This is a genomic window from Methanobrevibacter arboriphilus (assembly GCF_019669925.1).
Taxonomy (GTDB): domain Archaea; phylum Methanobacteriota; class Methanobacteria; order Methanobacteriales; family Methanobacteriaceae; genus Methanobinarius; species Methanobinarius arboriphilus_A.
The window spans coordinates 1,643,967-1,668,683 of sequence record NZ_AP019779.1; the positions used below are offsets into that span (position 1 = coordinate 1,643,967).

Annotated in this window: 44 protein-coding genes; 41 read left to right on the plus strand and 3 right to left on the minus strand. The window is 29.1% G+C overall.

Annotated elements, in window-relative coordinates; translation table 11 throughout:
- The first annotated feature begins 6 nt into the window (after window positions 1-6).
- From MarbSA_RS07100 to MarbSA_RS07285, 39 genes are all read left to right on the plus strand, one after another.
- A complete protein-coding gene (locus MarbSA_RS07100; RefSeq protein WP_221061269.1) occupies window positions 7-228 on the plus strand; it encodes a hypothetical protein in 222 nt (73 codons plus the stop codon).
- A 33-nt stretch (window positions 229-261) separates the two neighbouring features.
- Window positions 262-477, plus strand: coding sequence for a hypothetical protein (locus MarbSA_RS07105; protein WP_054834575.1), 216 nt, complete (start codon window positions 262-264; stop codon window positions 475-477).
- Window positions 478-489: 12 nt separating this feature from the next.
- Entirely contained in the window at window positions 490-663 is a 174-nt protein-coding gene (locus tag MarbSA_RS07110) for a hypothetical protein (RefSeq protein ID WP_156314537.1), read from the plus strand.
- Window positions 648-809: a hypothetical protein gene (locus MarbSA_RS07115; RefSeq protein WP_221061270.1), complete on the plus strand. Its 162-nt coding sequence runs from the start codon at window positions 648-650 to the stop codon at window positions 807-809. The genes MarbSA_RS07110 and MarbSA_RS07115 overlap by 16 nt, the downstream gene beginning before the upstream one ends.
- Before the next feature lies 1 nt (window position 810).
- On the plus strand, window positions 811-1,038 hold the full coding sequence (locus MarbSA_RS07120; protein ID WP_054834574.1) for a hypothetical protein: 228 nt from the start codon (window positions 811-813) through the stop codon (window positions 1,036-1,038).
- A 5-nt stretch (window positions 1,039-1,043) separates the two neighbouring features.
- A complete protein-coding gene (locus MarbSA_RS07125) occupies window positions 1,044-1,793 on the plus strand; it encodes an AAA family ATPase (protein WP_221061271.1) in 750 nt (249 codons plus the stop codon).
- 13 nt (window positions 1,794-1,806) lie between these two features.
- The gene (locus MarbSA_RS07130; protein WP_221061272.1) at window positions 1,807-2,316 is read left to right on the plus strand and encodes a hypothetical protein; all 510 of its coding nucleotides are present in this window, start codon (window positions 1,807-1,809) and stop codon (window positions 2,314-2,316) included.
- A gap of 32 nt (window positions 2,317-2,348) precedes the next feature.
- On the plus strand, window positions 2,349-2,591 hold the full coding sequence (locus tag MarbSA_RS07135; protein WP_054834571.1) for a hypothetical protein: 243 nt from the start codon (window positions 2,349-2,351) through the stop codon (window positions 2,589-2,591).
- A complete protein-coding gene (locus MarbSA_RS07140) occupies window positions 2,579-5,113 on the plus strand; it encodes a DUF5906 domain-containing protein (RefSeq protein WP_221061273.1) in 2,535 nt (844 codons plus the stop codon). Before MarbSA_RS07135 ends, MarbSA_RS07140 begins: the two co-directional genes overlap by 13 nt.
- Window positions 5,114-5,412: 299 nt before the next feature.
- A complete protein-coding gene (locus tag MarbSA_RS07145; RefSeq protein WP_054834566.1) occupies window positions 5,413-5,697 on the plus strand; it encodes an aegerolysin family protein in 285 nt (94 codons plus the stop codon).
- 58 nt (window positions 5,698-5,755) lie between these two features.
- A complete protein-coding gene (locus MarbSA_RS07150) occupies window positions 5,756-6,346 on the plus strand; it encodes an HNH endonuclease signature motif containing protein (protein ID WP_054834565.1) in 591 nt (196 codons plus the stop codon).
- Window positions 6,346-6,519, plus strand: coding sequence for a hypothetical protein (locus tag MarbSA_RS07155; RefSeq protein ID WP_221061274.1), 174 nt, complete (start codon window positions 6,346-6,348; stop codon window positions 6,517-6,519). Before MarbSA_RS07150 ends, MarbSA_RS07155 begins: the two co-directional genes overlap by 1 nt.
- Window positions 6,516-6,980 carry a hypothetical protein gene (locus tag MarbSA_RS07160; protein ID WP_221061275.1) on the plus strand — a complete coding sequence of 155 codons (465 nt, stop codon included), beginning with the start codon at window positions 6,516-6,518 and terminating at the stop codon, window positions 6,978-6,980. Before MarbSA_RS07155 ends, MarbSA_RS07160 begins: the two co-directional genes overlap by 4 nt.
- Window positions 6,977-7,645, plus strand: coding sequence for an ERCC4 domain-containing protein (locus MarbSA_RS07165; protein WP_221061276.1), 669 nt, complete (start codon window positions 6,977-6,979; stop codon window positions 7,643-7,645). Before MarbSA_RS07160 ends, MarbSA_RS07165 begins: the two co-directional genes overlap by 4 nt.
- 23 nt (window positions 7,646-7,668) lie before the next feature.
- Window positions 7,669-7,827, plus strand: a complete 159-nt coding sequence (locus tag MarbSA_RS07170) for a hypothetical protein (protein ID WP_221061277.1) — start codon at window positions 7,669-7,671, stop codon at window positions 7,825-7,827.
- Window positions 7,824-8,093, plus strand: a complete 270-nt coding sequence (locus MarbSA_RS07175) for a hypothetical protein (RefSeq protein ID WP_054834561.1) — start codon at window positions 7,824-7,826, stop codon at window positions 8,091-8,093. The genes MarbSA_RS07170 and MarbSA_RS07175 overlap by 4 nt, the downstream gene beginning before the upstream one ends.
- Window positions 8,090-8,233, plus strand: a complete 144-nt coding sequence (locus MarbSA_RS07180; RefSeq protein ID WP_156314531.1) for a hypothetical protein — start codon at window positions 8,090-8,092, stop codon at window positions 8,231-8,233. Before MarbSA_RS07175 ends, MarbSA_RS07180 begins: the two co-directional genes overlap by 4 nt.
- A complete protein-coding gene (locus tag MarbSA_RS07185; RefSeq protein ID WP_054834560.1) occupies window positions 8,230-8,592 on the plus strand; it encodes a hypothetical protein in 363 nt (120 codons plus the stop codon). The genes MarbSA_RS07180 and MarbSA_RS07185 overlap by 4 nt, the downstream gene beginning before the upstream one ends.
- A gap of 164 nt (window positions 8,593-8,756) precedes the next feature.
- Window positions 8,757-8,972 (plus strand): hypothetical protein, encoded by a 216-nt coding sequence (locus MarbSA_RS07190; RefSeq protein ID WP_054834559.1) that lies wholly within the window; start codon window positions 8,757-8,759, stop codon window positions 8,970-8,972.
- A 41-nt stretch (window positions 8,973-9,013) separates the two neighbouring features.
- Window positions 9,014-9,304, plus strand: coding sequence for a hypothetical protein (locus tag MarbSA_RS07195; RefSeq protein ID WP_054834558.1), 291 nt, complete (start codon window positions 9,014-9,016; stop codon window positions 9,302-9,304).
- A 26-nt stretch (window positions 9,305-9,330) separates the two neighbouring features.
- Entirely contained in the window at window positions 9,331-9,456 is a 126-nt protein-coding gene (locus tag MarbSA_RS10440; RefSeq protein ID WP_280636253.1) for a hypothetical protein, read from the plus strand.
- A gap of 161 nt (window positions 9,457-9,617) precedes the next feature.
- On the plus strand, window positions 9,618-9,809 hold the full coding sequence (locus tag MarbSA_RS07200) for a hypothetical protein (RefSeq protein WP_054834557.1): 192 nt from the start codon (window positions 9,618-9,620) through the stop codon (window positions 9,807-9,809).
- A 13-nt stretch (window positions 9,810-9,822) separates the two neighbouring features.
- On the plus strand, window positions 9,823-10,116 hold the full coding sequence (locus MarbSA_RS07205; RefSeq protein ID WP_054834556.1) for a hypothetical protein: 294 nt from the start codon (window positions 9,823-9,825) through the stop codon (window positions 10,114-10,116).
- 42 nt (window positions 10,117-10,158) lie between these two features.
- Complete coding sequence (locus MarbSA_RS07210; protein ID WP_054834555.1) at window positions 10,159-10,551, plus strand: hypothetical protein; 393 nt, start codon at window positions 10,159-10,161, stop codon at window positions 10,549-10,551.
- Window positions 10,552-10,785: 234 nt separating this feature from the next.
- On the plus strand, window positions 10,786-10,935 hold the full coding sequence (locus MarbSA_RS07215) for a hypothetical protein (RefSeq protein ID WP_221061278.1): 150 nt from the start codon (window positions 10,786-10,788) through the stop codon (window positions 10,933-10,935).
- 17 nt (window positions 10,936-10,952) lie between these two features.
- Window positions 10,953-11,357, plus strand: a complete 405-nt coding sequence (locus MarbSA_RS07220; RefSeq protein ID WP_054834554.1) for a hypothetical protein — start codon at window positions 10,953-10,955, stop codon at window positions 11,355-11,357.
- Window positions 11,358-11,416: 59 nt separating this feature from the next.
- Entirely contained in the window at window positions 11,417-11,749 is a 333-nt protein-coding gene (locus MarbSA_RS07225) for a hypothetical protein (protein WP_054834553.1), read from the plus strand.
- Window positions 11,750-11,988: 239 nt separating this feature from the next.
- Window positions 11,989-12,174 carry a hypothetical protein gene (locus MarbSA_RS07230; RefSeq protein ID WP_221061279.1) on the plus strand — a complete coding sequence of 62 codons (186 nt, stop codon included), beginning with the start codon at window positions 11,989-11,991 and terminating at the stop codon, window positions 12,172-12,174.
- 227 nt (window positions 12,175-12,401) lie between these two features.
- The gene (locus tag MarbSA_RS07235; protein ID WP_221061280.1) at window positions 12,402-12,968 is read left to right on the plus strand and encodes a hypothetical protein; all 567 of its coding nucleotides are present in this window, start codon (window positions 12,402-12,404) and stop codon (window positions 12,966-12,968) included.
- Entirely contained in the window at window positions 12,934-14,175 is a 1,242-nt protein-coding gene (locus MarbSA_RS07240) for a PBSX family phage terminase large subunit (protein WP_221061281.1), read from the plus strand. Before MarbSA_RS07235 ends, MarbSA_RS07240 begins: the two co-directional genes overlap by 35 nt.
- Entirely contained in the window at window positions 14,175-15,629 is a 1,455-nt protein-coding gene (locus MarbSA_RS07245) for a hypothetical protein (protein WP_221061282.1), read from the plus strand. Before MarbSA_RS07240 ends, MarbSA_RS07245 begins: the two co-directional genes overlap by 1 nt.
- Window positions 15,626-16,450 (plus strand): hypothetical protein, encoded by an 825-nt coding sequence (locus MarbSA_RS07250; RefSeq protein ID WP_221061283.1) that lies wholly within the window; start codon window positions 15,626-15,628, stop codon window positions 16,448-16,450. The genes MarbSA_RS07245 and MarbSA_RS07250 overlap by 4 nt, the downstream gene beginning before the upstream one ends.
- Before the next feature lie 91 nt (window positions 16,451-16,541).
- Window positions 16,542-17,528 carry an XkdF-like putative serine protease domain-containing protein gene (locus tag MarbSA_RS07255; protein WP_221061284.1) on the plus strand — a complete coding sequence of 329 codons (987 nt, stop codon included), beginning with the start codon at window positions 16,542-16,544 and terminating at the stop codon, window positions 17,526-17,528.
- 40 nt (window positions 17,529-17,568) lie between these two features.
- Entirely contained in the window at window positions 17,569-18,873 is a 1,305-nt protein-coding gene (locus tag MarbSA_RS07260) for a carboxypeptidase-like regulatory domain-containing protein (protein WP_054834545.1), read from the plus strand.
- Between the two features lie 59 nt (window positions 18,874-18,932).
- Window positions 18,933-19,379, plus strand: coding sequence for a hypothetical protein (locus MarbSA_RS07265; RefSeq protein WP_054834544.1), 447 nt, complete (start codon window positions 18,933-18,935; stop codon window positions 19,377-19,379).
- 5 nt (window positions 19,380-19,384) lie between these two features.
- Window positions 19,385-19,822, plus strand: a complete 438-nt coding sequence (locus MarbSA_RS07270) for a hypothetical protein (RefSeq protein ID WP_054834543.1) — start codon at window positions 19,385-19,387, stop codon at window positions 19,820-19,822.
- Complete coding sequence (locus MarbSA_RS07275; protein WP_054834542.1) at window positions 19,819-20,319, plus strand: hypothetical protein; 501 nt, start codon at window positions 19,819-19,821, stop codon at window positions 20,317-20,319. Before MarbSA_RS07270 ends, MarbSA_RS07275 begins: the two co-directional genes overlap by 4 nt.
- Window positions 20,303-20,497, plus strand: coding sequence for a hypothetical protein (locus tag MarbSA_RS07280; RefSeq protein ID WP_221061285.1), 195 nt, complete (start codon window positions 20,303-20,305; stop codon window positions 20,495-20,497). Before MarbSA_RS07275 ends, MarbSA_RS07280 begins: the two co-directional genes overlap by 17 nt.
- A 6-nt stretch (window positions 20,498-20,503) precedes the next feature.
- On the plus strand, window positions 20,504-21,559 hold the full coding sequence (locus MarbSA_RS07285) for a hypothetical protein (protein ID WP_054834541.1): 1,056 nt from the start codon (window positions 20,504-20,506) through the stop codon (window positions 21,557-21,559).
- Here the strand turns inward: MarbSA_RS07285 and MarbSA_RS07290 are convergent.
- On the minus strand, window positions 21,546-21,725 hold the full coding sequence (locus tag MarbSA_RS07290) for a hypothetical protein (RefSeq protein ID WP_221061286.1): 180 nt from the start codon (window positions 21,723-21,725) through the stop codon (window positions 21,546-21,548). The two genes, MarbSA_RS07285 and MarbSA_RS07290, sit on opposite strands and share 14 nt — an antisense overlap.
- A 252-nt stretch (window positions 21,726-21,977) precedes the next feature.
- Complete coding sequence (locus MarbSA_RS07295) at window positions 21,978-22,217, minus strand: hypothetical protein (RefSeq protein WP_221061287.1); 240 nt, start codon at window positions 22,215-22,217, stop codon at window positions 21,978-21,980.
- Between the two features lie 205 nt (window positions 22,218-22,422).
- Between MarbSA_RS07295 and MarbSA_RS07300 the strand changes: the two genes are divergently transcribed.
- Window positions 22,423-22,773 (plus strand): hypothetical protein, encoded by a 351-nt coding sequence (locus MarbSA_RS07300; protein ID WP_054834538.1) that lies wholly within the window; start codon window positions 22,423-22,425, stop codon window positions 22,771-22,773.
- Complete coding sequence (locus MarbSA_RS07305) at window positions 22,766-22,957, plus strand: hypothetical protein (RefSeq protein ID WP_221061288.1); 192 nt, start codon at window positions 22,766-22,768, stop codon at window positions 22,955-22,957. The genes MarbSA_RS07300 and MarbSA_RS07305 overlap by 8 nt, the downstream gene beginning before the upstream one ends.
- 15 nt (window positions 22,958-22,972) lie before the next feature.
- On the opposite strand, the gene MarbSA_RS07310 is transcribed toward MarbSA_RS07305, so the two are convergent.
- On the minus strand, window positions 22,973-24,709 hold the full coding sequence (locus MarbSA_RS07310) for a hypothetical protein (RefSeq protein WP_221061289.1): 1,737 nt from the start codon (window positions 24,707-24,709) through the stop codon (window positions 22,973-22,975).
- Window positions 24,710-24,717 lie beyond the last annotated feature (8 nt).

The window sequence follows — 24,717 nt, forward strand, 5'->3', positions numbered from 1 at the left end:
AAACACATGAAACAATTTAAATTAAAAGAATCCGAAATAAAAGTCTCCCCATTCAATCAATTCATGAATATATTAAATGATAAGATTGATTATGAAAAACTACATATATTTGAAGTTAAAACTATGGAAAAAACATACACTGTTGAATATTCAAAGGATTATGATGGATACACAGATAAAAATGGATATAATTATAAATTAATCGTATTGGGCATTGTTAAACATTAAAGAATATTTAATTAAAATAGAAACGGTGAAAACATGAATGGGAAACAATTATTAAGTTTAATAGAAAAAGAAATGCAAAATATAAATAAAGATGAACAAATTGCATTAGGCGGAACTATATTAAGAAATGCATTAAATAATGAATCTACTTTTATGAAACAAGAGTTTCTTAAAGGTCTTGAAAATGATTTGATAAGTACTGATGAAAAACTAAAATTATTCTCTGAAAAAGTGGTATTACAAAAATAAACAGGTGGAAGAATGAATTTTAGAGAATTGAAAAGAACTGAAAAAATAGGATGGATATTAATATTAATAAGTATCCTAACTGGTTTAGGAGTAGAACTCTTGCATTCTGAAGAAGGAACATATATCAGCTTACTATTCGCAGTCTTCACATTAGGTTGGTTGATTAATAATTGTGTAGGAGATTAAAAAACATGAATGAATTAAAAGATAAGTTTTATGAAGACTTCCAAGACTGTGAAAATAACCCTGAGGGGTTCTTAACCTTATTAAAACAGTACTCAGCAGTTGAATTAAAAACATTATTAAATATAAAACAATGCGAATGTGATTAAAATGCCAAGTTTAGAAAATAATATTAGAAATCTTAAATGGGATACGGAACACCAAAAAGAGAGAATAGACTCATATGAAGATACTATTAGAGATTTAAGAGAACAAATAGGAATTCTTGAAAAAGAAAATGATAAATTAAAATTCCAATTAATGGAAAATGACCATTTTAAAGGATATATGAAACAATTTTTAGGAATAAATGAAACAAAAGAAAACACAGGAGAATGATTAATATGTTAAAATTAAAGGATAGAAGAGCAGGAAACATACCAAAACGAGTACTCATCTACGGAGACCCCGGCTCAGGGAAAAGCTCATACTGTAATGAATATTGTAGAGAAAACAATCTAAAAGAAATAGTAATTGATTTTGATTCAACTAATTTCACTAAAAGTCCAGTAGTAAATATTGATTTGAGTTCTGATTTAAAAGCATATAAAGGGATTAAAGAAGTCATAAAAGAAGTTAAAAACACCGAAGAATATGACACTATTGTATTTGATGGTGTAGGTACAATGTTAGATTTATTAATATCCTCAGCAAATGGAATGAGAAGATTCGCAGACCGTAGTGACCGTTTTAATTCTATTTTAAAAGAATTATTAAGTAGTGATTTAAGTGTTATATTTATAGGTCAATGGGATATGTCTTTGGATTCTTACCAGGATACAACCCCAAATAAGTCAATAATTAGGATTAATAGTCTTGTTAATTGGATATATTCTTGTAAAAGAGATGGAGATACATTTACACAAACATTAATTAAATTTAGAAAAGAATTAGAGGATAATAAAACCGAAAAGAAATCAGTTAGTAAGGAGTCTACAGATATGGTTGCAGGGGATTATCTTGAACAAATCAAAACCAATCTAAATAAACCAAACCCAAGTAAAATAGAAGTCCTCCGAGAATATAAAGAAATGAAAAAGTCTGATAGTAATTTAAATGATGAAATGAAAGACAGAATATTAAAATTAGTATAAATGGTGATTAATTATGAGTTTAGATAATTTTTTCAACAAAGTAGAAACAGAAGAAGTAGAAATAAATGAATATGAAGACGAATACCCAGAATATGATACTCTATATATTAATGATTTTGGAGATGGTGATACCTTTAAAGGTGAGCCACGAATGAGTGAAATATATGAAAAAACATTTGAAGATAAATTCACAGGGCAAGAAATAACTCAAAACAATATTAAATTAAGAGTTATTAACCATGAAGATGAAGAAGTCTTTGAGGCAGGGATTAAATTAAAAACCAAGGCGGATGTTCAAGATATTTGGAAGAAATCTAAACTAGGTACTTTCATTTGGAGTGTAGCAGAGGTTAATGATACTCCTATTAAGGGTAATAAGTTGACTAATTTTAATATTAAAGAGTTCTCAGATGAAATTAATAATATGAGTAATATTAATATTGTGATTGTTAGTGATGAATTTGAAAACCGTAGTGGGGAGATTATTGAGTATAATCTTGTTAAAGTAACATCTATTAATTAATCCTTTTTTCATTTTTTAAATAAAAAAAAACATTGGAGGGATTTATTATTATTGAAACAAGTATAAAATTCTCATTTAATACCAATGAAATGGATAGTGAAGATTTTTTAAACATAATGGAACAAATGAATTGGGCTGATTGTAAAATCAAAACTGATGAAAAAGGATTATGTTTAGAATTCCCCATAGATTATCCATTTAAAGAAGATGGAACTGTTAATGAAACAATTATTAAACAAGAGCATTTAAAGGATTTGCTACCATGCATAGTATAAATTACAAAGAAGTTATAGAAAAATCATCACTTGTTGCTTTGGCTAGTCCTAAAGAGATTAGGTATAGTATTCCAAGAAAAATTAAATGGGATAATATGACTCCTGATGAGCGTAATAAGGTTAAAGAGGATTTTAAAAAACAAAATCCTAACCGAACCTTTTATGCTCCATCTTTTAAAACAGGTAAAAATCCTGCTTATAGTTGGAAGCATGCACCACGAGAATATAAGGGTTATAATGATAGTGTTTATGGTAGTGCTGTTTTATGTAATTATTTACCAGAATATGATTTATACCTTGCTGTGATTGATTTGGATAGTCCTAAAAATCCTGAGGATATTAGTATGAGTGATTTATTAACTGTTTGTGAGGGGTGGATTAATAAAACTCACACACGGATCACTCCATCTGGGGGTTATCATATATATTTATTATCACGAAATAAGCCTGAATTTAAACAACCTTCATTTAATTTGGATTATCAGGCTAATACTGGTAAACGTAAGGGTAAGTATGTTGTTTGCAATTACCGTTATGGTGTTAAATATGATGATGAAATTATTGATTTAGGTAAATTTTATAAAGAAAATAAAAATTTAGAGGTTAATAATTTTAGTTTTATTAAAGAAGAATATAATCAAGTTGATGGTAGTCCTGATGATATATTAGTGGTTGATTCTACTGATGATGTTTTAAAGGAAATATTATCTGAAATTGAAGATAAAGGTCTTTGGACTCCACCAGTTAAGAAGACTGTTAAGATGGTTGAGCATAACAGGGAGGTTAAAAGTCAAAAAGACACAGAAGATTTAATCAGTATTTTTAAGGGTTATGTTCGTGAGGGGTCAAGAGATGAATTAGCCAAATCAGTTAGTGGGTATTTGTACAAGAAAGGGTATAATCTTGAACAATGTATTAATATATTTAATCAAGTGTTCCATGATGATGAGGAAATTGACCATCGGTTGGGATTGCTTGAACGGACATTCGATAAACCTAAAAAAGATGTTGCAGGTATAGGTGCATTAAGGGAATTATTATCTCCAAGAGATATTAACCGTGTTAAAAAAATTGTGGAAGACCGTAAAAAGCCAGATAAAAAAGAGATTGATTTTAATGTTATAGATATTGATGAAAGAATAGCATACTACCTTGAATATGGTTACAATGTCACAGACAAAATGATTATTGAATCCATAGAGAAAAACAGTACTTTATTCTTTGAATCATCAACACTAAACTATTATGTCAAAAATGGTGATGAAACCATCCGACAAATAGATGCTTTATTTATAATTAATCATTGTAATGAACTTTTCGGTTATAATGAATTTAGCCGTAAACAATGTGAAAGAGTCCTTAATTATATTACAAGACCTATACGGATGAAACCTTATGTTTTACAGTTTACTAATGGTATGCTTGTTATTAATAATGATGATAATACTTTAACTTTCCATGAAAATGATTTTTGTCAAGATTTCATACCTAAGATTATTTTCCCTTTTAAGTGGAATAGTACTGCTGATGGTGGTAAAATACAAGAGGCTGTTGAAAATATTTTATCAACTAAACAAAAAGGTTTTAAGGATAATAAGGATACTTTCCTTAAATGTATTGGGCATTCATGTATGGGTGGTATTGAAAAAGGCATATTGCCTATTATTGTTGGTAAACCAGGAGCGGGTAAATCAACATTATTAACTATGCTTAAAAGGTTCTTCACTTATAGTGAGGTTCCCATACCAGATATTATTAAGAATGACCGTTTTACTTTATCTCCAATGGTAGGTAAACATGTTAATATTGATGATGACCTTCAATCTGATGTATGGAAAGGCATAGGGAAACTTAACACTATTATTACTGGTAATGGTGGTAGTGCTGAGGTTAAAGGAGAAAATGAAAGAATACCATTAACTCCTTATAACACTCCCAAATTATGGGGTGGAAGTAATGCAGTACCCCCAGTAGTGGGGGATGGATTTGAACGGCGTATGATTATAATAATAGCTGATATTACTCTTTCACCAGATAATGTTGATGATAGTTTACAGATGGATATATTGAATGGTAAATATGATGAGGGCTTGGAGTGGCTTATTTATCAATCTATTAATTTGTATATGGATAATAGGAGTAAGCCTTTTGTTAGTGCTGAGCATAAGGAAGCTATGATTAAAGAGCATAAATTTAAATCAGACCCTTTGAAGAGTGCTATTGAGTTTATTTTCCTTGATAGTGAGTTTAATGATTTGGAGGTTCGTGTTGTTAATCGTGAGATTAAGAATTGGTTCCGTTGGGCTGTTCGTAAAGGTTTTGTGTTTGATGAACATAAAAGACCATCTACTCGTGCTATTAAAAATGCGATGGATCGAGCAGGTTATTATCAAACTAGAAAATCTTTTTATGATGAAGATGGAGGTAATGGTACTCATCGTGTTTATGAAGATATTAAAATGAATAAAGACTGGTTGGTAATTTATGCAAATTTTGAAAATGGTAGTGAAATTTTAGTATAAGTTTTTATAATTCTTACATTCTGTACATTACTGTTGTGAAATGACAGAACAAGGCACTTTTCATATTGTATTTTTATAAGTAATCTTTTTAAATTTTATGTATTTAAAAAACATTGCTTTTTACTATACAATATGTCAGTAATGTAAGAATTATTACATTTGTGACAAAATACATACTTTCCTTATATTAGCAAAAATTTATAGGTTTTTTTAAAAAATGTGTATAAAAAAGGTAATATGAAAAAGTATGTTTCTTGTCATTTCACAACAGTAATGTCAAAAATGTAAGAGGAGATATAATGGGAAATATTAAAACACTGGAAAAATGTATTAATGAAATTTTTGAAGACAAAGAAAATTCCTTTTTAACAATTAAAGAAGTTAAAATGGAAATTAAAAGATGGTATAGATATTCAAAGAGAAAAGAATTAATCTCTGATAATAAAATACCTAAAATTCACATTAAAAAAACAATGAACCAAATGGGATTCGAACAAATAGGACGGTGGGTTTCCGTTGATGGTGTTAAAAAAACTATGAGAGTTTATGAAGATATTGGGATAAAAAAAGATTGGAATAAATAATAATATATTTTTTTATGGGAGTTGAAAAACAATATGGAAACAAAAGAGGGGTTGGATTATGTGTGGGATTGAAACATACTTGGACTTAGTGGATAATCCACTTGTAGAGGCAAGTCAATTAAAAGAAATAAAAACACGATATAATACTCAAACCGGTGTTATTAATGATGTTATACATGAGAAAAATAAGATTAAGGAAGTTTTGAAAAAGCAATATTGGAAAAACACGAATAATCTTAAAAATCAGTATAATCAGAATCTACGAAATCTAAAAAAGGAAAACCGACAGTTAAACAAAGAAAGGAATAGTATTAAGCAGAAATACAATACATTACTTCGTAAAAAACGGTTAAAACTTAATACTCAGTTGGAAAAAGAGAATGAAACACTTAAAAAATTATTAAATATTAAAAGAAATAACACTCCTGTTCCAGATTGGTTGAGAGAAGCAGTATTTGAACGAGATAACCGCCAATGTGTGGAATGTGGGCATAAAGGAAGCATAGATAATCCTTTAACTGTAGACCATCGGTTACCAAGATTTGTGGGAGGTCCTAATAGTATGGAGAACCTTAAAACATTATGTGAAAAGCATAATATGGGTAAAGGTCCTGGTTTGGATGAAACAATATTAAAAGAGGCGAAATAATGAAACGAATTGTACCAGAATACACCATTATACAATGCAACGGTTTATGTAACTATTACCGTGATTATGGGGAGTTTTTACATTGTAGCTTATCGGATAAAGAATTTAATCACACAGATAAAGCTCCTACTGGTTTTCCAGAGTTTTGTGAGTTGAAAGAGGTGAAAGTATGAATTGGAAGTTTTGGAAAAAACAAGAATATAAAAGACCAAAATACTACCCAAAATGTGTTATTAGTTATGAAACTTATGTAGATTCTGCCCCTGAAGATAGGTTTATTTCTGCTAATTGGTGTTGTAATAAAATGAAAAAATTTTTTGATATTGATAGATTAAAAATAGGAGGTTCAAAAACTTATTTTCCAGGGACAGAAGGATATACGACATATTATTGTATGGGGAGAGCTAAATGGGACACCCATCTTTATGCTATGAGACATTTTAAAAGATTAGATGGTTTTCCATTAGATAAAAAGAAAATAAAAATACCCATATTTTATTGTCCATTCTGTGGGGCTAAAATTGAATTAAATCAAGTTGTAAAATATGAGAGAAAAGAAATTATAGAAGAAATAATTGAACCTGCTAAGACTAAAAAAATACATAAATATGATTGGCAAGAGGTTAAATCATGAGTTTGCTTCCACAGGGTAGTAAAATATCTATTGAATCAAGGGAAGGGGTAAGAATAAAGCCAACTATCCAGTATTTTGGGAAAGAAAACACCATTGTAGAACAGTTTGGAAGTCCAGATTACCGTTTAAAAATAGGCGATGAATATGTTGTAGGTATAGAATATAAGACCATTGGCGACCTTGTATCATCTATTATGAGTGGGCATATATTTAAACAAGTAAACACTATGCAGAAAATTTATAAAGACCATTACTTGTTTATTGAGGGGGATATTGATGATTATTTAGATAGTATGAGGTATTGGAAAAAGAATATTTATTTCACTAAGAAAAATTGGAACGGTTTTATTAGTGGTATGGTGCAAGAAACTAAGATTATTATTATAAAAGATTATGATGAAGCTTTAGAAATGATGGAATTATGTTTTAAAAAGAGTACTGATGGTAAAAACCATTGTAGAGTGCCTATTCGTAAGTTAGATAATCCTGCTATGACTTATATTAATGGTATTGATAATATTGGGGAGGACACAGCTAAATTAGTTAGTGATGAGTTAGAATTAAAGAATTTGAATGACCTTTTAGGTTTGGATAAGGATAGTTTGTTGAGTTTGAAAGGTGTAGGGAATAAAACAGCTGAGAGTATACTTGGAGCGATAGGATAAAAAACAGGGGAGAGTGATTAAACATGGGATCATTGAAAAACGTTAAAGATTTTGAAATTAATTTTACCATAGAAGGAGAACCAAACGAAGACATTCAAGACATAATAAAATGGTTCAATAAACAAATGGCAGAGTATATGGGAGATGTTAAGAGTTTAAGTATTAAAGAGGTTAAGAAATGAAGGTTAAATCTAAAGGTTCTATTATAAATAAACCAAAATCAAGATTTTTAAAAAGAAGAATTGTTGAATTTAGTAGGAAAGAAGCACCTGAAAACCTTGTTTTATGGTTGGCTGAAACAGATGTTGAATTAAGTGAATGTGAAAATAAATTAAATCATATTAAAAATCTTTGTGAAAAAATTCAAAAATCAGAAGTTTATATTTTAACTTTTGTTAATAGATTTGTTCGCAGTGTTTTAGAAACAATTAAGGAAGTGAAAAAGTGAATGTTTTTGATGATTTAAGGTTGGAATCTGAATCTAAAAGAATAACCACTATTCTTAATGGGTTGAAGGATTATAAAGATTTTAGGGATAAACAAGCATATAATTTAGGAGAATTCTTAACAAGGAGCTTAAAAGTATGAAACAAGTTATAAAAGATTTATTTAAACACAGTGATTTAGTAGATGAAAATAGTGAAGTAATGAATGAAAAAGAAGCCATAATATATGATAAGTTTATAGAATACTTAGACGGTGATTTTGAGGTTACAACAACATACGATAAGATTTTCATTGAATTAGAAACAGAAACACAAATAATAATAAGTGAGGAGTTAATAAAGTTCCTTGAAAGCTTAGAATTAAATTACAATATTAAAATTGATAGTAATTTTAAGAATGAATTAGTAACACAGAATAATGGCTTGTTTAAACCACCTACAACCAATTTAGAACGTAAAACCATTAATAAGTTAACTATATTAATAAACAGGGAATTATAATATGAGCCCTAAGGTTGAACAAGAATACAAAACACAATGCCGAAAATGTGGAGAACCAACCAACTTCACTATTAACGGTTTATGCATGATTTGTTACGGTTTAGTGGATGAACAAGATTACATGAACGTACAACCAGACCATTAAAAAAGGAGTTTGATTAAAAATGACTTGTTTAAAAGATGAAATAAGGAAAACTAAGACAAGTATAGAACAATACGAAAGAGGTATACAAACAGCCGAATACTTCCTAAAAAAACATGAAAAAGAAGTGGAACATTGGCAAAATAATATTACTAAATTTAAGAACACAGTAAAGGATAAAAAAGAATATTTAACCCAATTAAAAGAAGGTTGTTTGACAGTGCATTTAGATAAATAAAATGAATATGATAAAAAAGATTTAGGAGGGGTATGTAAATTATGAAAGTGTCAGTTTCAAATCGAAAACAAATTAAAAGCTCAATACTCGCAACCATGTATTACGAAGGTATTAGTAATCTTGACAGGTTAACTCGTATGGTGAATATTCTCACATTAAATCCTAACATACATTTAAACCCATTAGAATTAAAAACCCTCCTTGAGAGATACACGTATAAGGATCATCAATTGTTTATCCGTGTGGGTGTTGATGAGTATACTATACATCCGAATGTGTTTTATCATATGAGTTTAAGGGATAAGGAGGATTTCTTAAAGAATGTTTATTAAAAAAACCCTGGTGTGGTGTGTTTTTTATGGGATTATTGGTTAAAATATTAAATAGATGGGTGTTTCCCTGTAATAATTGTGGAAAGAAAGAGAAATGTAAGCAGAAGAGTTTAGAGTGTGATAATTATGAATCAAAGGGAAGATATGCTTAAAACATTGCAAAATACAAGAGAATATTATACTAAAATGATGAGTAATAATAATAACGTAGAGTATCGTCGGTGTTGTGAATCGGTGATTAAAAAGTTAGATTTGGAGATAAATAAAATAGTGAAAGAAGATTGCAGTTGATACTAAAAAAAGGGTGAATACAATGGAACATGAAGAAATAAAAATTAATGATAGTATTACTATTGATATTATAGATGGTGAAAAAGCTTTAAGAATAACTGGAACAGGCAAAGATTATCGTTTAGGTGAGAAAACAGCTAAAAATTTAATTGAAGGCTGTAAAAAGTATTGTGATTGTGATTTAGAAGAACATATTGTATCAAAAGGACATTAAGGGAGTTTAAACAATGAATACTATTATAACTTTAGAAGGTGTGCCTTTTGAAGGATTTGAACATGCTAATTTCATAGCAAGTTTAATTAAACTTTTTGAAGATTTTGATATACCAATAGAGAATGTTAGTTATAGTGGTGATTTAGAGGGTAGAATATATAAGATAAGTACTTATAAAGGACATTATAATTCTTTAAATGCTTTATTAAGAAGTATAGCTGATAATAAAGTAGGACCAATTAGTTTTGATGATACAATATTATATAAAGATAATAATTCATCAAAAGATTGGAAAGAATTATTTTAAGGAGCTAGTGAAACAATGAAAGTATTGGAAAGGAGTTAAATAATGGATTATAATAAAGATTTAAATTTTCGATATGAAATTGAAGAAAGAAACAAATGGGATGATAAAAAATTATTTCTTAATGAAACAGATGAAGAAATATGGAATGATAAATTATTTATGAATGTGCCTGATGGGTTAGATAAAATAATACATGATTATGGTAAATTTTATAAAGAGATATTTAATTTAAAAGAAAAATTAAGACAATCAAATTTAGAAAACTTAAGACTAGCTTCTAGATTAGCTATAATTGAAGCTGATAAAGACCCTTTGGAAAAAATCAACATAACAGTGGATAAGATTGCAGGAGAATTAAGAAAAGCTAATGAGTTAAAAGCAATTGAATTATCAGAACAATATGGGTACAATTATGATGATTTAATAAAGGATTGATAAAAATGAAACAAGAGGATATTTCATTAGTAAATAAAGCTTTGAAATGTTTATATGATGTTGAAGAGTATAATGAGAAAATAGTACAGGCTATTAGTATATTAGAAACAATAAAAGGAGCATAATATTATGAAATATGATACAATTAACATACAAGGCACAGCATATGAGTTAACAAAAGAATTAAACAATAACCCAAAATATAAGGATTATGAATTAATAAGGTGATAAAACATGGATAGTTTAGAAATACGATTATCAAGTACTCCTAATTTAATAAAAGAAAAAAAGAACATAAAAAGTTACATTAATGACTGGGAAGACACGTTAGAGGAAATCGAAACAGAACTACGAAACCGTGAACAAGACTACACATGCTACTAAAAGGAGGTTAAATTAATATGATTACTACTGATGAAATAATACAATCAACAATGCCCACAAAATGGAAACAAAACAAACTAGAAGAAAAACTAACAATACACACACAAACAACACTAAACATAAACCTAAAAAACAAACTAACAGACACATACATACTAGGAAACCAACTAAAACTAACCAAAAATGAAATACGAGAAGTGCAAGACATAATATTACAAATAAAAGACTTCAAAAAACTATGTGCAAATTGCAGTGAGGAGCAAATAATAGTAATAATGTGTCTTAGAACTAAAAGAAGATACGACAAAACAATAAAAATAGACCGTTACGGTGTTTGGAAGGAATATAAAATAACATGGAAACTATATAGTCTAATATCTGACCGTATAGGTTACCATTTCCACACACCACTATTTAAATAATAAATCCTTGCTGTGGACATATAAGGTGAGTTACATAAAAAAGAGAGTTGTAATATAAAATGATTAGAATACCAACAGAATCAAATCTCGCAGAAATAGATGAAAAACTAGGCACATCTATAAAACAAAATAATAATTACAGCACACAATTCAACAATAAAGAAGACATAACCTGTGATAACTGTGATAAATCAGAACCAGAATACTATCCCAAAAGAGATGAAATAACTTGTAAAAACTGTGGAATGGTATTAAGACAAGGATTAAAAGACTACACTCCCACCAGTAATGCTTCTTATCAAATGACTAGTTTGGAACACTCTAACAGGAAACAATTAGAATACCAGAGAATATTCAACCAAGTAGAACAAGAAGTACTTGGAACAATATAAAAACAAAAATTATATTAAAAAATCTTAAAATACTAAATTTAATATTCTTTAATATAATAAAATTTACTATTTTTTCTTAATCTTACAACTAACCCCCCCTAGCAACAGCCAACCCAACAAGAGACTACTACTATGAATACACACAACCAACCCTGCAACAAAGAAAAAAGAATAAACCGACTAGAAACCGACAATATACAAAATAAAACAGACATAAAAAACATAAAAGAAGACGTAGATTGCCTAAACAACGAAGACAAAAACATAAAAGAAATAGTACAAGGACTAAAAGAAGCAGTCAGCACACTAACAGGGAACGTAAACATACTCAAATGGATATTCGGAATAGGACTACCAGTACTATCTGCATTACTAATTATAATAATAGGATTACTTATAAAAACATTATAAAAATAATTTACTAAAAAACACTTAATAAAAATCCTATAACAAAACTTCCAACAAATAACAATATAAATATCGCACCAATAATTGCTAAAATAGTCTTAATCAATTATAATAACCTCCTTACTATTTTTTTCACATAAAACACTAAACAATTAATTATTATTTTTATCAATCCTATTATAAAAAACTTTCAATAATACAAGAAAAACCTCGAAACAAAAAGAACAAAAAAGGATGAATTCTCATGACAAAACAAGAACAACAACCATGGGAACAAAAACCAAAAGAACTAAACAACCACTACTACTTTTTCATGAAATACCTAGAACACGAAGGAAAAATAAGCATACCCAAATTCTACAAAAAACTCAAACAAGAAACAGAAAAAAATCATGAATTTTCCTATAAGTTACCTACATGGAAGACTTTTGAAACATGGGCTTATCTTGAAGAGTGGGTTAAAAGGAAGGAAGCTTATCAGAAATATCAGAATGAACTATTACTTGATAAAATACAGCAGTCTTACTTGGATGATTTGGAAGAGATTTTTAGTTTGAATCAGAGTATTACTAAGGAAGGTTTGGGTAAGGCTAAAGCAATATTGAGTGATGATAAGTTTAGTGGTTTTAATTTTGAGAAGGTTATGAAGGGTACTGATATTGCTATTCAGAATAATCGTTTGGTTACTGGTGAGCCAACTGAGATTATTAAATCAGATAATAAAAATGATAATGATAATACATTAGAAATTGTTCTAACCACCCCAAAAGAAAGCGATGAAGATGAAAGTGGAGATGGAGTTAAATCCTAAGCAACTACATCATATTCATGATAAATCTCGTAAATTAATGGTAACTGGTTCTGCAGGTTCAAGTAAAACATTATATGGGGCACATAAAGCAATACTTTATGCATTACAATATCCTCAAGCAAGATGTTATGTATTTAGACAAACATTAGCTAGTCTAAGAGATACAATATATTTAGAGATAATAGAATTATTAGATAAATATGAATTACCATACGACCTAAATAAATCTGAACTTAAAATAACTTTTTTTAATGAATCAACTATTAGCTTTAAAGGTCTAGATAAATTTAGTAAAATAAGATCCATTAACGCTGATTTTATACTTATTGAACAAGCAGAAGAAATAAGTGAATACAGCTATCGTGAAATAGAAAAAAGACTCAGGGGAAAAGTCAGTAAAAAATATTATGGGCAACTATTGATTATTGTTCAACCTGAAACAACAGCTCATTTTCTTTATAAAGTATTTTACACTAATTCCGAAATTGAAAAAACTAAAGTAATTCATTTTAGCTATAAAGACAATTTAATGTACTTACCAAAAGAGTATGTGGCTGAATATGAATTATTGAAAGAGATAAACCCTGATCTTTACCGTAATTATACGCTGGGTGAATGGATACAAGCAAGTGGGGCTATTTATACTCATTATGATTATAATATTCCAGATGATATTAAATATGATTATTACCTGGCTGGTGCTGATTTTGGTTATGTAAATCCATCATGTTTCTTAGTTATAGGGATAAAAGATGGGCAAGCTTATGTTATTGGAGAAGTTTATGAATCAGGCTTGATTAATAAAGAATTAATAACTAAAGCTAATGAATTATTAAAAGAAATGAATTTACACCCATCAATGCTATTAGAAACTGTTTGTGATAGTGCAGAACCTGACCGTATAGAAGAATTTAGAAGAGCAGGTTATAATGCACAAAAAGCTGATAAATCAGTGCTTGCAGGCATAGATAGTGTTAAAGCAACACCTTTACATATTGATGAAAAAAATTGTCCTAATACTGCAAGAGAAATAAAACAATATCGTTATCGTAAAGACAAAGAAGGTAATGAAATAGAAGAACCAATAAAAATCAACGACCATAGTATGGATACAATAAGATACATATTACACCGTAATAACTTAAAATACAACAGACCTATAATCAATAATCTAAAAGCTGGTAAAAAAATAAGGAGAAGAGTTTAATGCTATTTATAAAATCCAAAAACGTTGATAAAACACTCCTAAGAATAAGCAAATCAATAGACGATTCCCTTAAAGATGTTTACAGTCAAATACAAACAAAAACAAAAAAAGAAGACACAGGAAAAAGAACAACAGAAGTACCACTACCAGTAACACTAGAAGACTGTTTATACGTATTTGATAATAGCCACATAGTAGCTAAAGTATCCAGAATACTAGCACAAGACTTATTTTTAGGAGAACTTACATTTATCCCTGAAAATGAAGAAGATAAAGAGAAAGCAGAAGAAATACAAAAAAACCTAATAGACTTCCAAGAAGAACTATACTTCGCATGTATAGATTATTTTTATGCCCCTTATGGTGTTTTTGAAGTAGCCTATGACGAAAAAATAAGTACTAAATTCAAACTCTCACAAATGCCAGTAATAACAACTAAACTATTAGAAACAACATTCCAAAAAAACACATACTTCTTAATTGAACAAAAAACAGACACTAGCACAAATTACTTTAAAATAATAGGTGAAGAATACCCCAAAGATTTCACATATGGAAAAGAAGACCTTGGACAATGTGTTATCTTTGGAGGGGATAATTTTTATAAATTCCTTAAAAAACCAGAATGGTTACAAGCAAAGAAAATATTATTTGCAGATATTGGCATTGATGATAAATATGAAAAAAAGATAGAAAATGGTAATATAGCTGATGCAATACTTCATGTTAATCTTGAGCCAAAAATGGGAGGCAACCAGTTAGTGCCTAAAGTTAATAGTAAAGGTGAAGCTTTACTTAATGAAGAAGGTAATCCTATTATGGAATTAGCTCCTGATGAAGAAGACATTATTGATGAGGAGTTAGAAGATAAAGATGGTGGAATAGCTGTAATTTATTCTCGTACTGAGAAACCTCGTAGTTTCCAACTTGTTGATATTGAATCTAAAGATAATGAATCATTAAACAATATAGAAGAAAAAGCAGAGTATAAAGTTTTATCTTCATATAATGTACCTAAGATAAGATTGGGCATAATGGATGAAAAACAATCCATGAATAGCACAAGAGATCAATCAGTATGGGAAATTTATACTAAAGACCTTGGAACATTCCAAAAACCTTTAAATAAAAAAATAGAACAATTTATTTACCTAACTAAAGGAGTTAAAGGTAAAATTAACATAACAACCCCAATATTCAGTGACACCATAGAAATAGAAACCAACCGTATACATGAAGCATGGAATAATGCAGGCTTAACATTACAAGAATACTTAACAGCACTAAGCGAATATTTACCAGTTATAAAATTGGAAGAATATGATTTCACAGTAAACACAGGACTATGGAATGCAAGATACTACAACGGACAACCATTCGGAGACACAGCTCTTAATGATTCCCAAATAGAAGAATTTAATAATATAAACAATATGATTAGTGGATTAGAATGATAATAAACACTAAAAGATTAGCATATCTTAAAAACCGTAGACTAACATTCATCCAAAAAGCCAATGATCCACTACATCTTAAATTACAATTACTAAATAACAACCTTGTTGATAAAAAAGTAAACAATCCTAATGCTTCAGGAAAAGCATTTGAAAATGCTGTTGTTTATGATACTATTTATTCACTTAATAAATTATCAACAGAAAAAATGTTTAGAAGAATATTAGAAAGTCCATTGACTAATAATTCAAAAGCATTTGAAAAATTAACTATGAAACAAGCAGGTAGAGTTAATAGGATTATTAGTGAGGTAGAAACTAAAAGAGTTTTTGACAATCTTAAATATATTGAAAAAACATTATCTGAAAATAAAATTAACATTAGCCAATATAATCAAATGGCAAAATCATTCCCTAAAGTGAACAGACTTAATATTCTTGAAAAAGCATCCGAAAAGGGATTAAGTACAAGAGGGAGAGAATACACTTATAAAGAAATTGAAAACCTCAGTAAAAACCTAGATAGATATAAAACACATGCAAGTGACTACGAAGAAGCATTAGCTGCAAACAAAGAAGCTGAAGAAAACGGTTATCCTCCAGTATACCCCAGTAAAACATGGATATGGTCACAATTAGATAATACACGACATTCAGAAATGGATGGGGTAACCGTTGATATAGAAGAACCATTCCCTGTTGTTAATGAACAAAATGGAGATAGTGATGATTTACTGTTTCCTGGTGATGTGGAAAACGATAGTAATAATTGTAGTAATATTTGTAATTGTGATTGCAGTGTTGCTTTTAATACTGAATAATATATTCTTATTTTTTTAATTTTTTCTTATGAATTATAACTTGCCCCAATTAATGGGCTAGTGAGAGCTATAAAAATAAAAGCTGATATTTATGTACGATAAACAAGATGCATTATACGTGAAGTATCCATTAATGATTAATGGAATCACAGACAGACAAGGAGACGTTGTAACTGGGGTTACAGATGTTAAAAAGATATTTACTAATAGTGATGAAATATTATTCGATGAAGAACACGAAAGAATACCAATAGATGGAATAACTATTCAAGAATCCTATATTAGTAAATATGATGAAATCATAAGCGGAACATTAGTTCCAAGTGGCTCATGGATTGTTATACTTAGAATAGATAATCCTGAAATACAAACTAAAATATTACCTCTTGAACTAGGCGGAACAGGAGAATATAAAGGACTTAGCTTATGGAATGATATAAAAAAATCCTGTTCAATGGGATTAGTAGGGCAAATAAGATATAATGATTTGCCTGATGCAGATTGTGCATTACCTAAATTCATTAGTTTTGTTTTAAAACCTGCTAATGGTGTGGGTTTGCATGTGATGGATTATGAAGTATATATTAGTAAAAGTGATTATATGACTAAAGAAATGGATGCTAATAATAAATTAGCTAAAATAGCCGAGTTACTCGGTTTTAAGAAACAAGAGATTTTTGTAGCTAAATCAGAAATCCCTGAAGAAGAACCTGAAGATAAAAAAGAAGAAGTAAAAGAATCTGAAGCACATGTAAGTAAAGCTGAAGATGTTAAACAAGAACCTCCAGCTGAAGAACCTTCAAAAGAACCAAGTATTTCTGATTTAATAGCCAGAATCGATGCTCAAGATGAAAGGATAAACAAAATTGAAGAAGCTATTAAACAAGCAGGTGAAGAAAAAGAACCTGAAGCAGAAATCAGTAAATCTGAAGAAAAGGAAGAATCAGAGGAAAAAGAAGAACCAAAGATTGTTAAATCTTCAAAAATAGTAGGTAGTGTTGAAGAAAAAGCAACCAACCCGAACTATTTTGAATTAACTAACAGAGACCCAATCACTGGTTGTAAAATAAGAAAATAATACAATTCATTGTTATGATAATAAGAGTTAAGATGATAATATGGTAACCAAAAACGATATAAAAATGAACAAACCATTTATAGCTAAATGGGAAAACATAGACATTAATCCATCAACCAAAGAAGTAACTGATGGAATAGTACACGGACAAGCAACCGAATTTATGACAAGACTTGAAAGTGAAGCACAATTTTTAAGTGAATGTAGATCAATTGAAATGAATGGTCCTGAACAAGACATTCAACATTTAAGAGTTAAAGCTAAATTACAAAACCTAAAACAAATCAGTGGAGCTAACAAAGGTGCTCAAATACAAAACCTTACTGATGTGCAAGAAACAGTACCCACTTTCTTAAAACAAACACTCATAGCAGGTGCATTTACAACTTACACCATTGTACCTAAATTGTTCTTAAAAGACAATATAGAAAAAGATGGATTCATGAATAAATTCCAAAGTATCCTTGCACCTTCCGCAGCTTTCAGTGCTGAACAAATAGCTTTCTATGGAATAGATGATGTTTCACAAGCACCAACTGGTGGAGAAACTGATGGAATATATGCTACTGATGGTATTTTTATTGAATTGGATAAAATAGCTGTTGCTGCAGGTACTTCAACAGACCCTAAAGCACCTCAAGGTTGGTATGATGATATTAATCCTAATGCTGAATTAATTCCTCAAATAGCTTCTATGCTTAAAGCATATACTAAACAAAGAGGTAATCGTAAATTAGCAAACATTTATGTTGATTCTGAAATGGAAGCTGATCTTATTGATGAAGCAAGTAACCGTGAAACTGTTGAAGGTGATAAATTATTCTTCTTTGATAGTGAAGATAACCTTGTTATAAGAGGAAGAAAAGTAGTACAGTTAGATGTTCTCGATGAACCTTTAAGAGATTTAGGCAGAACTGTTTTAATCGCAAACCCTGATAGTATTGCTTATGGTCCTATTATGGATGCAGAAGCAGAATCATCCTATGAACAATTACTCAAATCATATGTAACTAGTACTGATTTCAGTTTTGCAGTAGGTATTATATTTGCTGAAGATGTTCTTGGTGCTAAAATAGCTGATTCTGGAAATGTGCTTAATAGTGTTGCATTTAGTATTTTAGATGTATCTGATGATAGTGCAATTAATGGAGCAAGTGTTGAAATAGAATTACCTGGAGCTAATAAAACAGGTACTACTGGAGTAGCAGGTGGATGTAATATAAGTAATGTACCATATGGTACTTATGATGTTAATGTATCTGCAACTGGCTTTGATGATAAAACTGTAAGTACTGTATTTAATGATGCAACTGGTACTGTTATTATTAAATTAACAGGGTCCTAAATTTATAAACATTTTTTTCCATAATCTATTTTTTTCTTTTTTTATATGAAGGTATTATTATGATTAATGAGCTTGACCCTGAAAAAATTAACAAAATATTAGTTCATCTTGATGGATGGGCACTTTCTAATGATGATGAGAATATTGAATTTAATACTGATGAATTAACCGAAGAAGAAATTGATTTATTATTTGATAATAAGAATAAAAAAATTAGTTTGCTTGAAGTTGAACTCATTTATCAAAGTTCTTTAAATTATGCTCAAAATTACACTAAAAGATTATTAAATACTTTCGATGATGTTAATAAAGAATTATTCCTTAATGCAGTTTATGTTTTAACTGCAAGTAACCTTTTTGGAAAGTTTAATCTTAAAGTCAATAATAAACAAGAAGAAGATGTTACTCCACAGAGCAGGGCAGGTGTTTTATTTTCTCAAGCTATTAAACAATTAGATAATCATAAAATAAGTACTGTTAAAACTCGTAAAACAATAAATGGGTAAATAATATGACTGATAGTTTTATCACTACTCGCATTAGTGTTAGTGTGGATAAAACAGGATTAGATAGCCTACCAGTTGATGGGATTTTTAGTCCTTTAAAAGATATTGTTGATGATATATCTAATCGTTTGGATGAATCAGCAGAGAATATTGGTGAAGCCTCAGCTAATCAATTATTACAATATGAGGAATTGTATTATAATGAACACACACACCCATATGAAACAGGAAATGGTCGTGAATCATTCTACACTGACTCAGTTGGTAGTTTAGAGTGGGTAGTAGATAATAATGCTGAGAATAATGGTTTTCCATACTTAGTTACTGATGAACTTGGAGATAATCCGGGAAGAGTTTTAGAACCACATCCTTTCGCAGAACCATCTAGAGAAGCATTAATAAGTGATTTGAATAGTATGTGGGTTGAGGTGAGTACATTATGATAAATGTTACAACAGAACAACTGTTTAGTACTGATTTAAGATTATACCGTATGCTTAAGGAAGCTAAAGAAGAGGGTAATATTGTTTTAAAAAATTTTACTCTTAGTGGACCTGATGAACAGAAATTACAAGAAGAAAATTATGGATTATTTATTGGTGAAACAAACACTAAAGAATCTAAAAAAGCTAATAAAACAAACATATTTGATGTTAATGTTGTTTTAACTGTTAGTAGTAAAGATACAGATTATTCTAAGGCTAAAACACAAATTGACATATGTACTAAAGAAGTTATTAAATTACTAATGAAAAATAATGATTTAAGCTTCACATATAAAGGTTTTAATCAATCACAGATGGTTATAAGTTCAGAATATGATTGTAAGTTTCGTAAAACAATACTTAGTTTCCAAGAGTCTTATGATTGGGAATATGAAGATGATATAGATTATACGGTCCTTTTTGGAGGGGTTGAAGTAAATGGCGAAGAAGAGTAAAACAGATAAAAAAACAGAAGAATCTAAGAAAGTAGTAAAACAAGAAGTTAAAAAGGAATTCCAATTAAAAAAACAAAACAAATACCTAGTAAAAGCATTCAAAGAATCAGAATACTACAATGAAGACATAAGTAACGAGGAATTGGAAGAACGATTTAACAAATTCAAACAAGAGTGATTAAGGATGAAAGGCGAAACAATCATAAACATGAAAGAAACAAGCGGTGTAACACCAACAATCAACTACCGTAATGTGGTTGCAGTAATGGCACCATTTAAAGATAACAGCTTCACTTTCAAAAGTTATAAGAACATGGACTTAGCATTAAGCGACCAAAAAACAAGCGTGGAGGAAGCAGTAGGTTATAATTACCTTCAAAGAATGAGAGAGAAAGGTTTCAAAACCGATGTAGTACTCTTGAATACTACTAGTGGTACTGGCGCGACCGTGGATTATACTTTAACTAATGATAAACTTTCAAGTTTATTACTTGAATTGGAAGATGCAAGAGTTAATATTATTTATATTGCTTATGAGTTAACAGATGCTCAACAAACAATAGTTAAAACTTTCCGTGACGCTCAATTTGCTAAAATGAAAGCATTTGGAATAAACACTATAATGGTTTCAACAGAAGCAAAACAAGAAGCAATCGCAACTAAATTCATTGATGGTGGAATAAACGAGATAATCACCACCCAAGAAAATGAAGGGTTAAAAAGTTACAGTCTTGGTGAAACAGGAGCAATAGAAACAGCAAGAACATTATTATTACCTGAGAATATTAGTAAAACAGGAATGGTGCTTGATGGTGTGACTGGTAATATAACTAAAGAAGTGTATGGTGATGAGATTTACCAATCAATTATAAATAATGGTGGATTGGCTCTTAAATATCGTGATCGTGTGAATAATATTATTGAAATTGTTAATAGTAACACTCCAACTGGTAGAGATTTAAAGATTGAGAGAGTGTATCATTTACTCGTTAATGAAGTAGGATTAATGCTTGAAAAGTATAAAGGACAAGATAACAATATAAAATTAAGATATCCACACCTTTTAACCGAGCTTGGAAGTATTAAAAAAACCTACATGGATATTGGATTCATAACCGACCTCAAATTTAACATAATTAAAACAGGTCAAAATACTGCTGAAATAAGCATAATCCTAAACGAAGACGATATAATCGGAAAATTCGATGTGAACATGACACTAATAATCAACGAGGAATAGATAACATGGTAAACTTATTAAGAGATGTTAAAGTACAACTAGACAACCAACCCGAACTCACCATAACCAGTATAAAAGTAGACAAGGACGATAACAGTGGAAGTATAGACACAAACAAAGGAACAGTCAAAACACCCAACACAGCAACAGGTGGAAAAATAAGCATAGAAAGCTTGGAACTACCTGCAAGCGTGCAAGAATTAATCGCTTTTGAGGAATACCTTGAAAAGGGTAGTATAGAGAAAGCAACATTCAGTGCTATTGGCAAAGCAGGAAATGGAAAACAATACCTAAGACGAGTGCAATGCCTAAGAGGGTATGTAGTACCCTCAAGCGAATGGAAACCAGGCGACGGCTTAACCGTTAGTTTTGAATGTCAATTCGACGAAATCAAAAACATGCCTAGTGCATTGCCAAGCTAAACAACAACACTTATTTTCACGGGGTAATGATACGGTTTACATTTAACCGTTTTTTCATAATCCCTCACTTTACCATTCCAAGCACCACTATATCGTGGTCGTGGTTGTTTAAGTGATAATTTTTTAACTTTTAAATTATATCCTTTATAATAATAATACCTTAAATATTTAACCTTAATTTTACTTGTAACACTAACGATACATTTATGATGAGTATAAAAAGTGTTCACAGCCATTTTACTATTCTCACCCCAATACTCCGCGTTCCCGTTAATTTCTTTTCCGTGGAAATTATATGTTTTCGCATAGGTCGTGTTTAAAGTAAATCCTAAGACTATTATTATTAAAAAGACAATAAATAATCTTTTTTTATTTAACATAAACAATATTTATGTAATTATTAATATATAAAACCTTCGCATATAATAGGAGAAAACAAACATGACAAAAAAACAAACACTAAGCGATTTATTAGAAAAAACAAAAGAAAAAGTACTAAACAAAGACTATTATGAAACAAGAACATTCACAGTAAATAAAGTAAAGTATGAAATTCACTTTAAATTATTATCACATAAAATATACGCAATAGCAGGGACAAAACCAGTCACAGAAAGAATAGAATACATATTAAACAACACACTTTACAATCCACAGACTAATAAATTATTCACAGAAGACCAATTGAAAATCCTATTTGAAGGACTTGGAGGATTAACTGAAAACATCGCAATGGAAATAATAAAATCATCTGGCTTTGACATGGAAGTGTTAGATCTTCCCATTGATTGAAAAAGAATTTAATTATAAAGAGGGACGATTAGGAAACATAACACGATTGTATCTATCTGGTGTAATGAAAGGGATAAGTAGGGAGGATTATTTTGACAGTCCCCCTGTTGTACAGCTTTGTTATGATATTATTGCTAATGAGATTATTGAGTATCAAAGAGAATTAAATGGATGGAAAAAATAATAAAAATATTATTAATTACCATCCTATTATTCTTGCATATTTGATAGCTAACTTTTTATTAAGATTAGATGAAAAACTAAGCAAGAATTGTTTATTATACCAGCTATAATAAGTTTTATATTTGTGTATTTTTATATAACCTGCAAGTTTACTTATTCCTCCTTTTTTATACTGGAAATAGTAGTTAAGTTTAATATCATTATTCCCATCATAATAAGCTTTAATTCTAAGCTTATTTTTAAGATAAATTGAAGGGATAAATCCATTTATTTTTATTTTTTCATTTGCTGTTTTAAATAATTTATATTTTTCAGCACTATACAAGGAAGTTTCATAATGAGAAAATTCCTTAAATATTTTTCCATTTAATTTTTGATAAACATTATAAATTTTATATTTACCATAAGTATGACCAAAACGTTTAAATTTTTTAATTAATTTACCAGTCATACTTTGTTTAATTATTTCATTACCTGTAAGTGTATAAGATGTGTTAATTTCTGATTTAGAAAAAACTGAATCTCCATTATAATATAATTTAACATTATAAGTTTTAAAACCATTAATAGGTATTAATACATGTCCATTTTCGCCAAAATAAGTTTTACCATTTACTAATGCTTTTAATTCATTATAAACTTTTTTCCCACTATCATAAACAGCGTATTCTATAAAATAATATTTACTATTTAAATAATTACCCATTACTTTAATATTTAATGGTCTTTTATTATCCACAGTTAAATTACCATATATATTATACCCTCCAAAATCTTCAAGAGTTATAATTCCTTTATAAATCCATCCTTTGAGAATAACAGTATTAACTCCTTTTTTAATGTCAATTTGACCATAATCCCCTAAATAATTATTGTAATAATCTAAATATCTTGCAGTTTCATACCATTCTGTATTGGTAATTTCATTATATAATTTTCCATTCTTTAATTTGTTTAAATATAAATGGTAAGCTCCACTTAAAGTGTTGTTATATTGGTCTAATAATTGAATATTTATTTGAGTTTTATGATTTGCTAAATATTTAAGATTACTTATAATCGCTTTTATCTTTATAGATGGAATTTTAATTAAAGAAGAATTTTTTAAATAATTCTTATTGTCATCAACTAACCCATAATACATTATAAATTGGTCATTAGAAAATTTAGACAGATTAAAAATAACTATCCCTTCATTATTACTTATTCCTTTGAGATATGCCCCGGAATAATAATTAGGGAAATCAGAAGTTGATATAATAATTTCCCTATTAGATAAAGGATTATTAGTTTGTTCTGCCTTAATAGTAATGTTATATGCATTATAATCTAAAATAGTAATTTTTGAGGTAGTGATATCTATTGGAGAACTATTTGTATCACGAATTTGTAGGTATGTTGATAAATATGCGTCAGTATGTGTCAAATTATAATTAGATATGAATAATTGATGAAAACCATAACCTAATTGACTCATGTTGAATTTTATTTCTCCATTATTATCTGTTTTACCAGAATATAAGTAATCATTATAATAACTTCCATTTTGATAAGCAGTTACACTTATACTTCCATTTGTCACAGGAGTATTATTATGTGTTAATTTAATTGTGATAATATCTTCTTGACCATAAACAAGACTTTTTTTATCAACTGTAATATTGTTAAGATATGCTGCATTAATTGTGTTTATACTTAACATTAAAAATACAAAAAAAATCCCTATCATTATTATTTTATTTTTTTTATTCACATTTACAC

Coding starts and splice junctions, on each gene's coding strand:
- MarbSA_RS07245 (WP_221061282.1), top strand. CDS start 14,175: ATGCTATTTATAAAATCCAAAAACGTTGATAAAACACTCCTAAGAATA.
- MarbSA_RS07140 (WP_221061273.1), top strand. CDS start 2,579: ATGCATAGTATAAATTACAAAGAAGTTATAGAAAAATCATCACTTGTT.
- MarbSA_RS07145 (WP_054834566.1), top strand. CDS start 5,413: ATGGGAAATATTAAAACACTGGAAAAATGTATTAATGAAATTTTTGAA.
- MarbSA_RS07260 (WP_054834545.1), top strand. CDS start 17,569: ATGGTAACCAAAAACGATATAAAAATGAACAAACCATTTATAGCTAAA.
- MarbSA_RS07190 (WP_054834559.1), top strand. CDS start 8,757: ATGACTTGTTTAAAAGATGAAATAAGGAAAACTAAGACAAGTATAGAA.
- MarbSA_RS07155 (WP_221061274.1), top strand. CDS start 6,346: ATGAAACGAATTGTACCAGAATACACCATTATACAATGCAACGGTTTA.
- MarbSA_RS07160 (WP_221061275.1), top strand. CDS start 6,516: ATGAATTGGAAGTTTTGGAAAAAACAAGAATATAAAAGACCAAAATAC.
- MarbSA_RS07205 (WP_054834556.1), top strand. CDS start 9,823: ATGAATACTATTATAACTTTAGAAGGTGTGCCTTTTGAAGGATTTGAA.
- MarbSA_RS07240 (WP_221061281.1), top strand. CDS start 12,934: ATGAAGATGAAAGTGGAGATGGAGTTAAATCCTAAGCAACTACATCAT.
- MarbSA_RS07220 (WP_054834554.1), top strand. CDS start 10,953: ATGATTACTACTGATGAAATAATACAATCAACAATGCCCACAAAATGG.
- MarbSA_RS07300 (WP_054834538.1), top strand. CDS start 22,423: ATGACAAAAAAACAAACACTAAGCGATTTATTAGAAAAAACAAAAGAA.
- MarbSA_RS07170 (WP_221061277.1), top strand. CDS start 7,669: ATGGGATCATTGAAAAACGTTAAAGATTTTGAAATTAATTTTACCATA.
- MarbSA_RS07120 (WP_054834574.1), top strand. CDS start 811: ATGCCAAGTTTAGAAAATAATATTAGAAATCTTAAATGGGATACGGAA.
- MarbSA_RS07235 (WP_221061280.1), top strand. CDS start 12,402: ATGACAAAACAAGAACAACAACCATGGGAACAAAAACCAAAAGAACTA.
- MarbSA_RS07185 (WP_054834560.1), top strand. CDS start 8,230: ATGAAACAAGTTATAAAAGATTTATTTAAACACAGTGATTTAGTAGAT.
- MarbSA_RS07280 (WP_221061285.1), top strand. CDS start 20,303: ATGGCGAAGAAGAGTAAAACAGATAAAAAAACAGAAGAATCTAAGAAA.
- MarbSA_RS07150 (WP_054834565.1), top strand. CDS start 5,756: ATGTGTGGGATTGAAACATACTTGGACTTAGTGGATAATCCACTTGTA.
- MarbSA_RS07290 (WP_221061286.1), bottom strand. CDS start 21,725: ATGCTTATTTTTCCACCTGTTGCTGTGTTGGGTGTTTTGACTGTTCCT.
- MarbSA_RS07255 (WP_221061284.1), top strand. CDS start 16,542: ATGTACGATAAACAAGATGCATTATACGTGAAGTATCCATTAATGATT.
- MarbSA_RS07105 (WP_054834575.1), top strand. CDS start 262: ATGAATGGGAAACAATTATTAAGTTTAATAGAAAAAGAAATGCAAAAT.
- MarbSA_RS07110 (WP_156314537.1), top strand. CDS start 490: ATGAATTTTAGAGAATTGAAAAGAACTGAAAAAATAGGATGGATATTA.
- MarbSA_RS07285 (WP_054834541.1), top strand. CDS start 20,504: ATGAAAGGCGAAACAATCATAAACATGAAAGAAACAAGCGGTGTAACA.
- MarbSA_RS07225 (WP_054834553.1), top strand. CDS start 11,417: ATGATTAGAATACCAACAGAATCAAATCTCGCAGAAATAGATGAAAAA.
- MarbSA_RS07270 (WP_054834543.1), top strand. CDS start 19,385: ATGACTGATAGTTTTATCACTACTCGCATTAGTGTTAGTGTGGATAAA.
- MarbSA_RS07130 (WP_221061272.1), top strand. CDS start 1,807: ATGAGTTTAGATAATTTTTTCAACAAAGTAGAAACAGAAGAAGTAGAA.
- MarbSA_RS07100 (WP_221061269.1), top strand. CDS start 7: ATGAAACAATTTAAATTAAAAGAATCCGAAATAAAAGTCTCCCCATTC.
- MarbSA_RS07165 (WP_221061276.1), top strand. CDS start 6,977: ATGAGTTTGCTTCCACAGGGTAGTAAAATATCTATTGAATCAAGGGAA.
- MarbSA_RS07295 (WP_221061287.1), bottom strand. CDS start 22,217: ATGGCTGTGAACACTTTTTATACTCATCATAAATGTATCGTTAGTGTT.
- MarbSA_RS07195 (WP_054834558.1), top strand. CDS start 9,014: ATGAAAGTGTCAGTTTCAAATCGAAAACAAATTAAAAGCTCAATACTC.
- MarbSA_RS07175 (WP_054834561.1), top strand. CDS start 7,824: ATGAAGGTTAAATCTAAAGGTTCTATTATAAATAAACCAAAATCAAGA.
- MarbSA_RS07210 (WP_054834555.1), top strand. CDS start 10,159: ATGGATTATAATAAAGATTTAAATTTTCGATATGAAATTGAAGAAAGA.
- MarbSA_RS07275 (WP_054834542.1), top strand. CDS start 19,819: ATGATAAATGTTACAACAGAACAACTGTTTAGTACTGATTTAAGATTA.
- MarbSA_RS07250 (WP_221061283.1), top strand. CDS start 15,626: ATGATAATAAACACTAAAAGATTAGCATATCTTAAAAACCGTAGACTA.
- MarbSA_RS07200 (WP_054834557.1), top strand. CDS start 9,618: ATGGAACATGAAGAAATAAAAATTAATGATAGTATTACTATTGATATT.
- MarbSA_RS07265 (WP_054834544.1), top strand. CDS start 18,933: ATGATTAATGAGCTTGACCCTGAAAAAATTAACAAAATATTAGTTCAT.
- MarbSA_RS07215 (WP_221061278.1), top strand. CDS start 10,786: ATGGATAGTTTAGAAATACGATTATCAAGTACTCCTAATTTAATAAAA.
- MarbSA_RS10440 (WP_280636253.1), top strand. CDS start 9,331: ATGGGATTATTGGTTAAAATATTAAATAGATGGGTGTTTCCCTGTAAT.
- MarbSA_RS07125 (WP_221061271.1), top strand. CDS start 1,044: ATGTTAAAATTAAAGGATAGAAGAGCAGGAAACATACCAAAACGAGTA.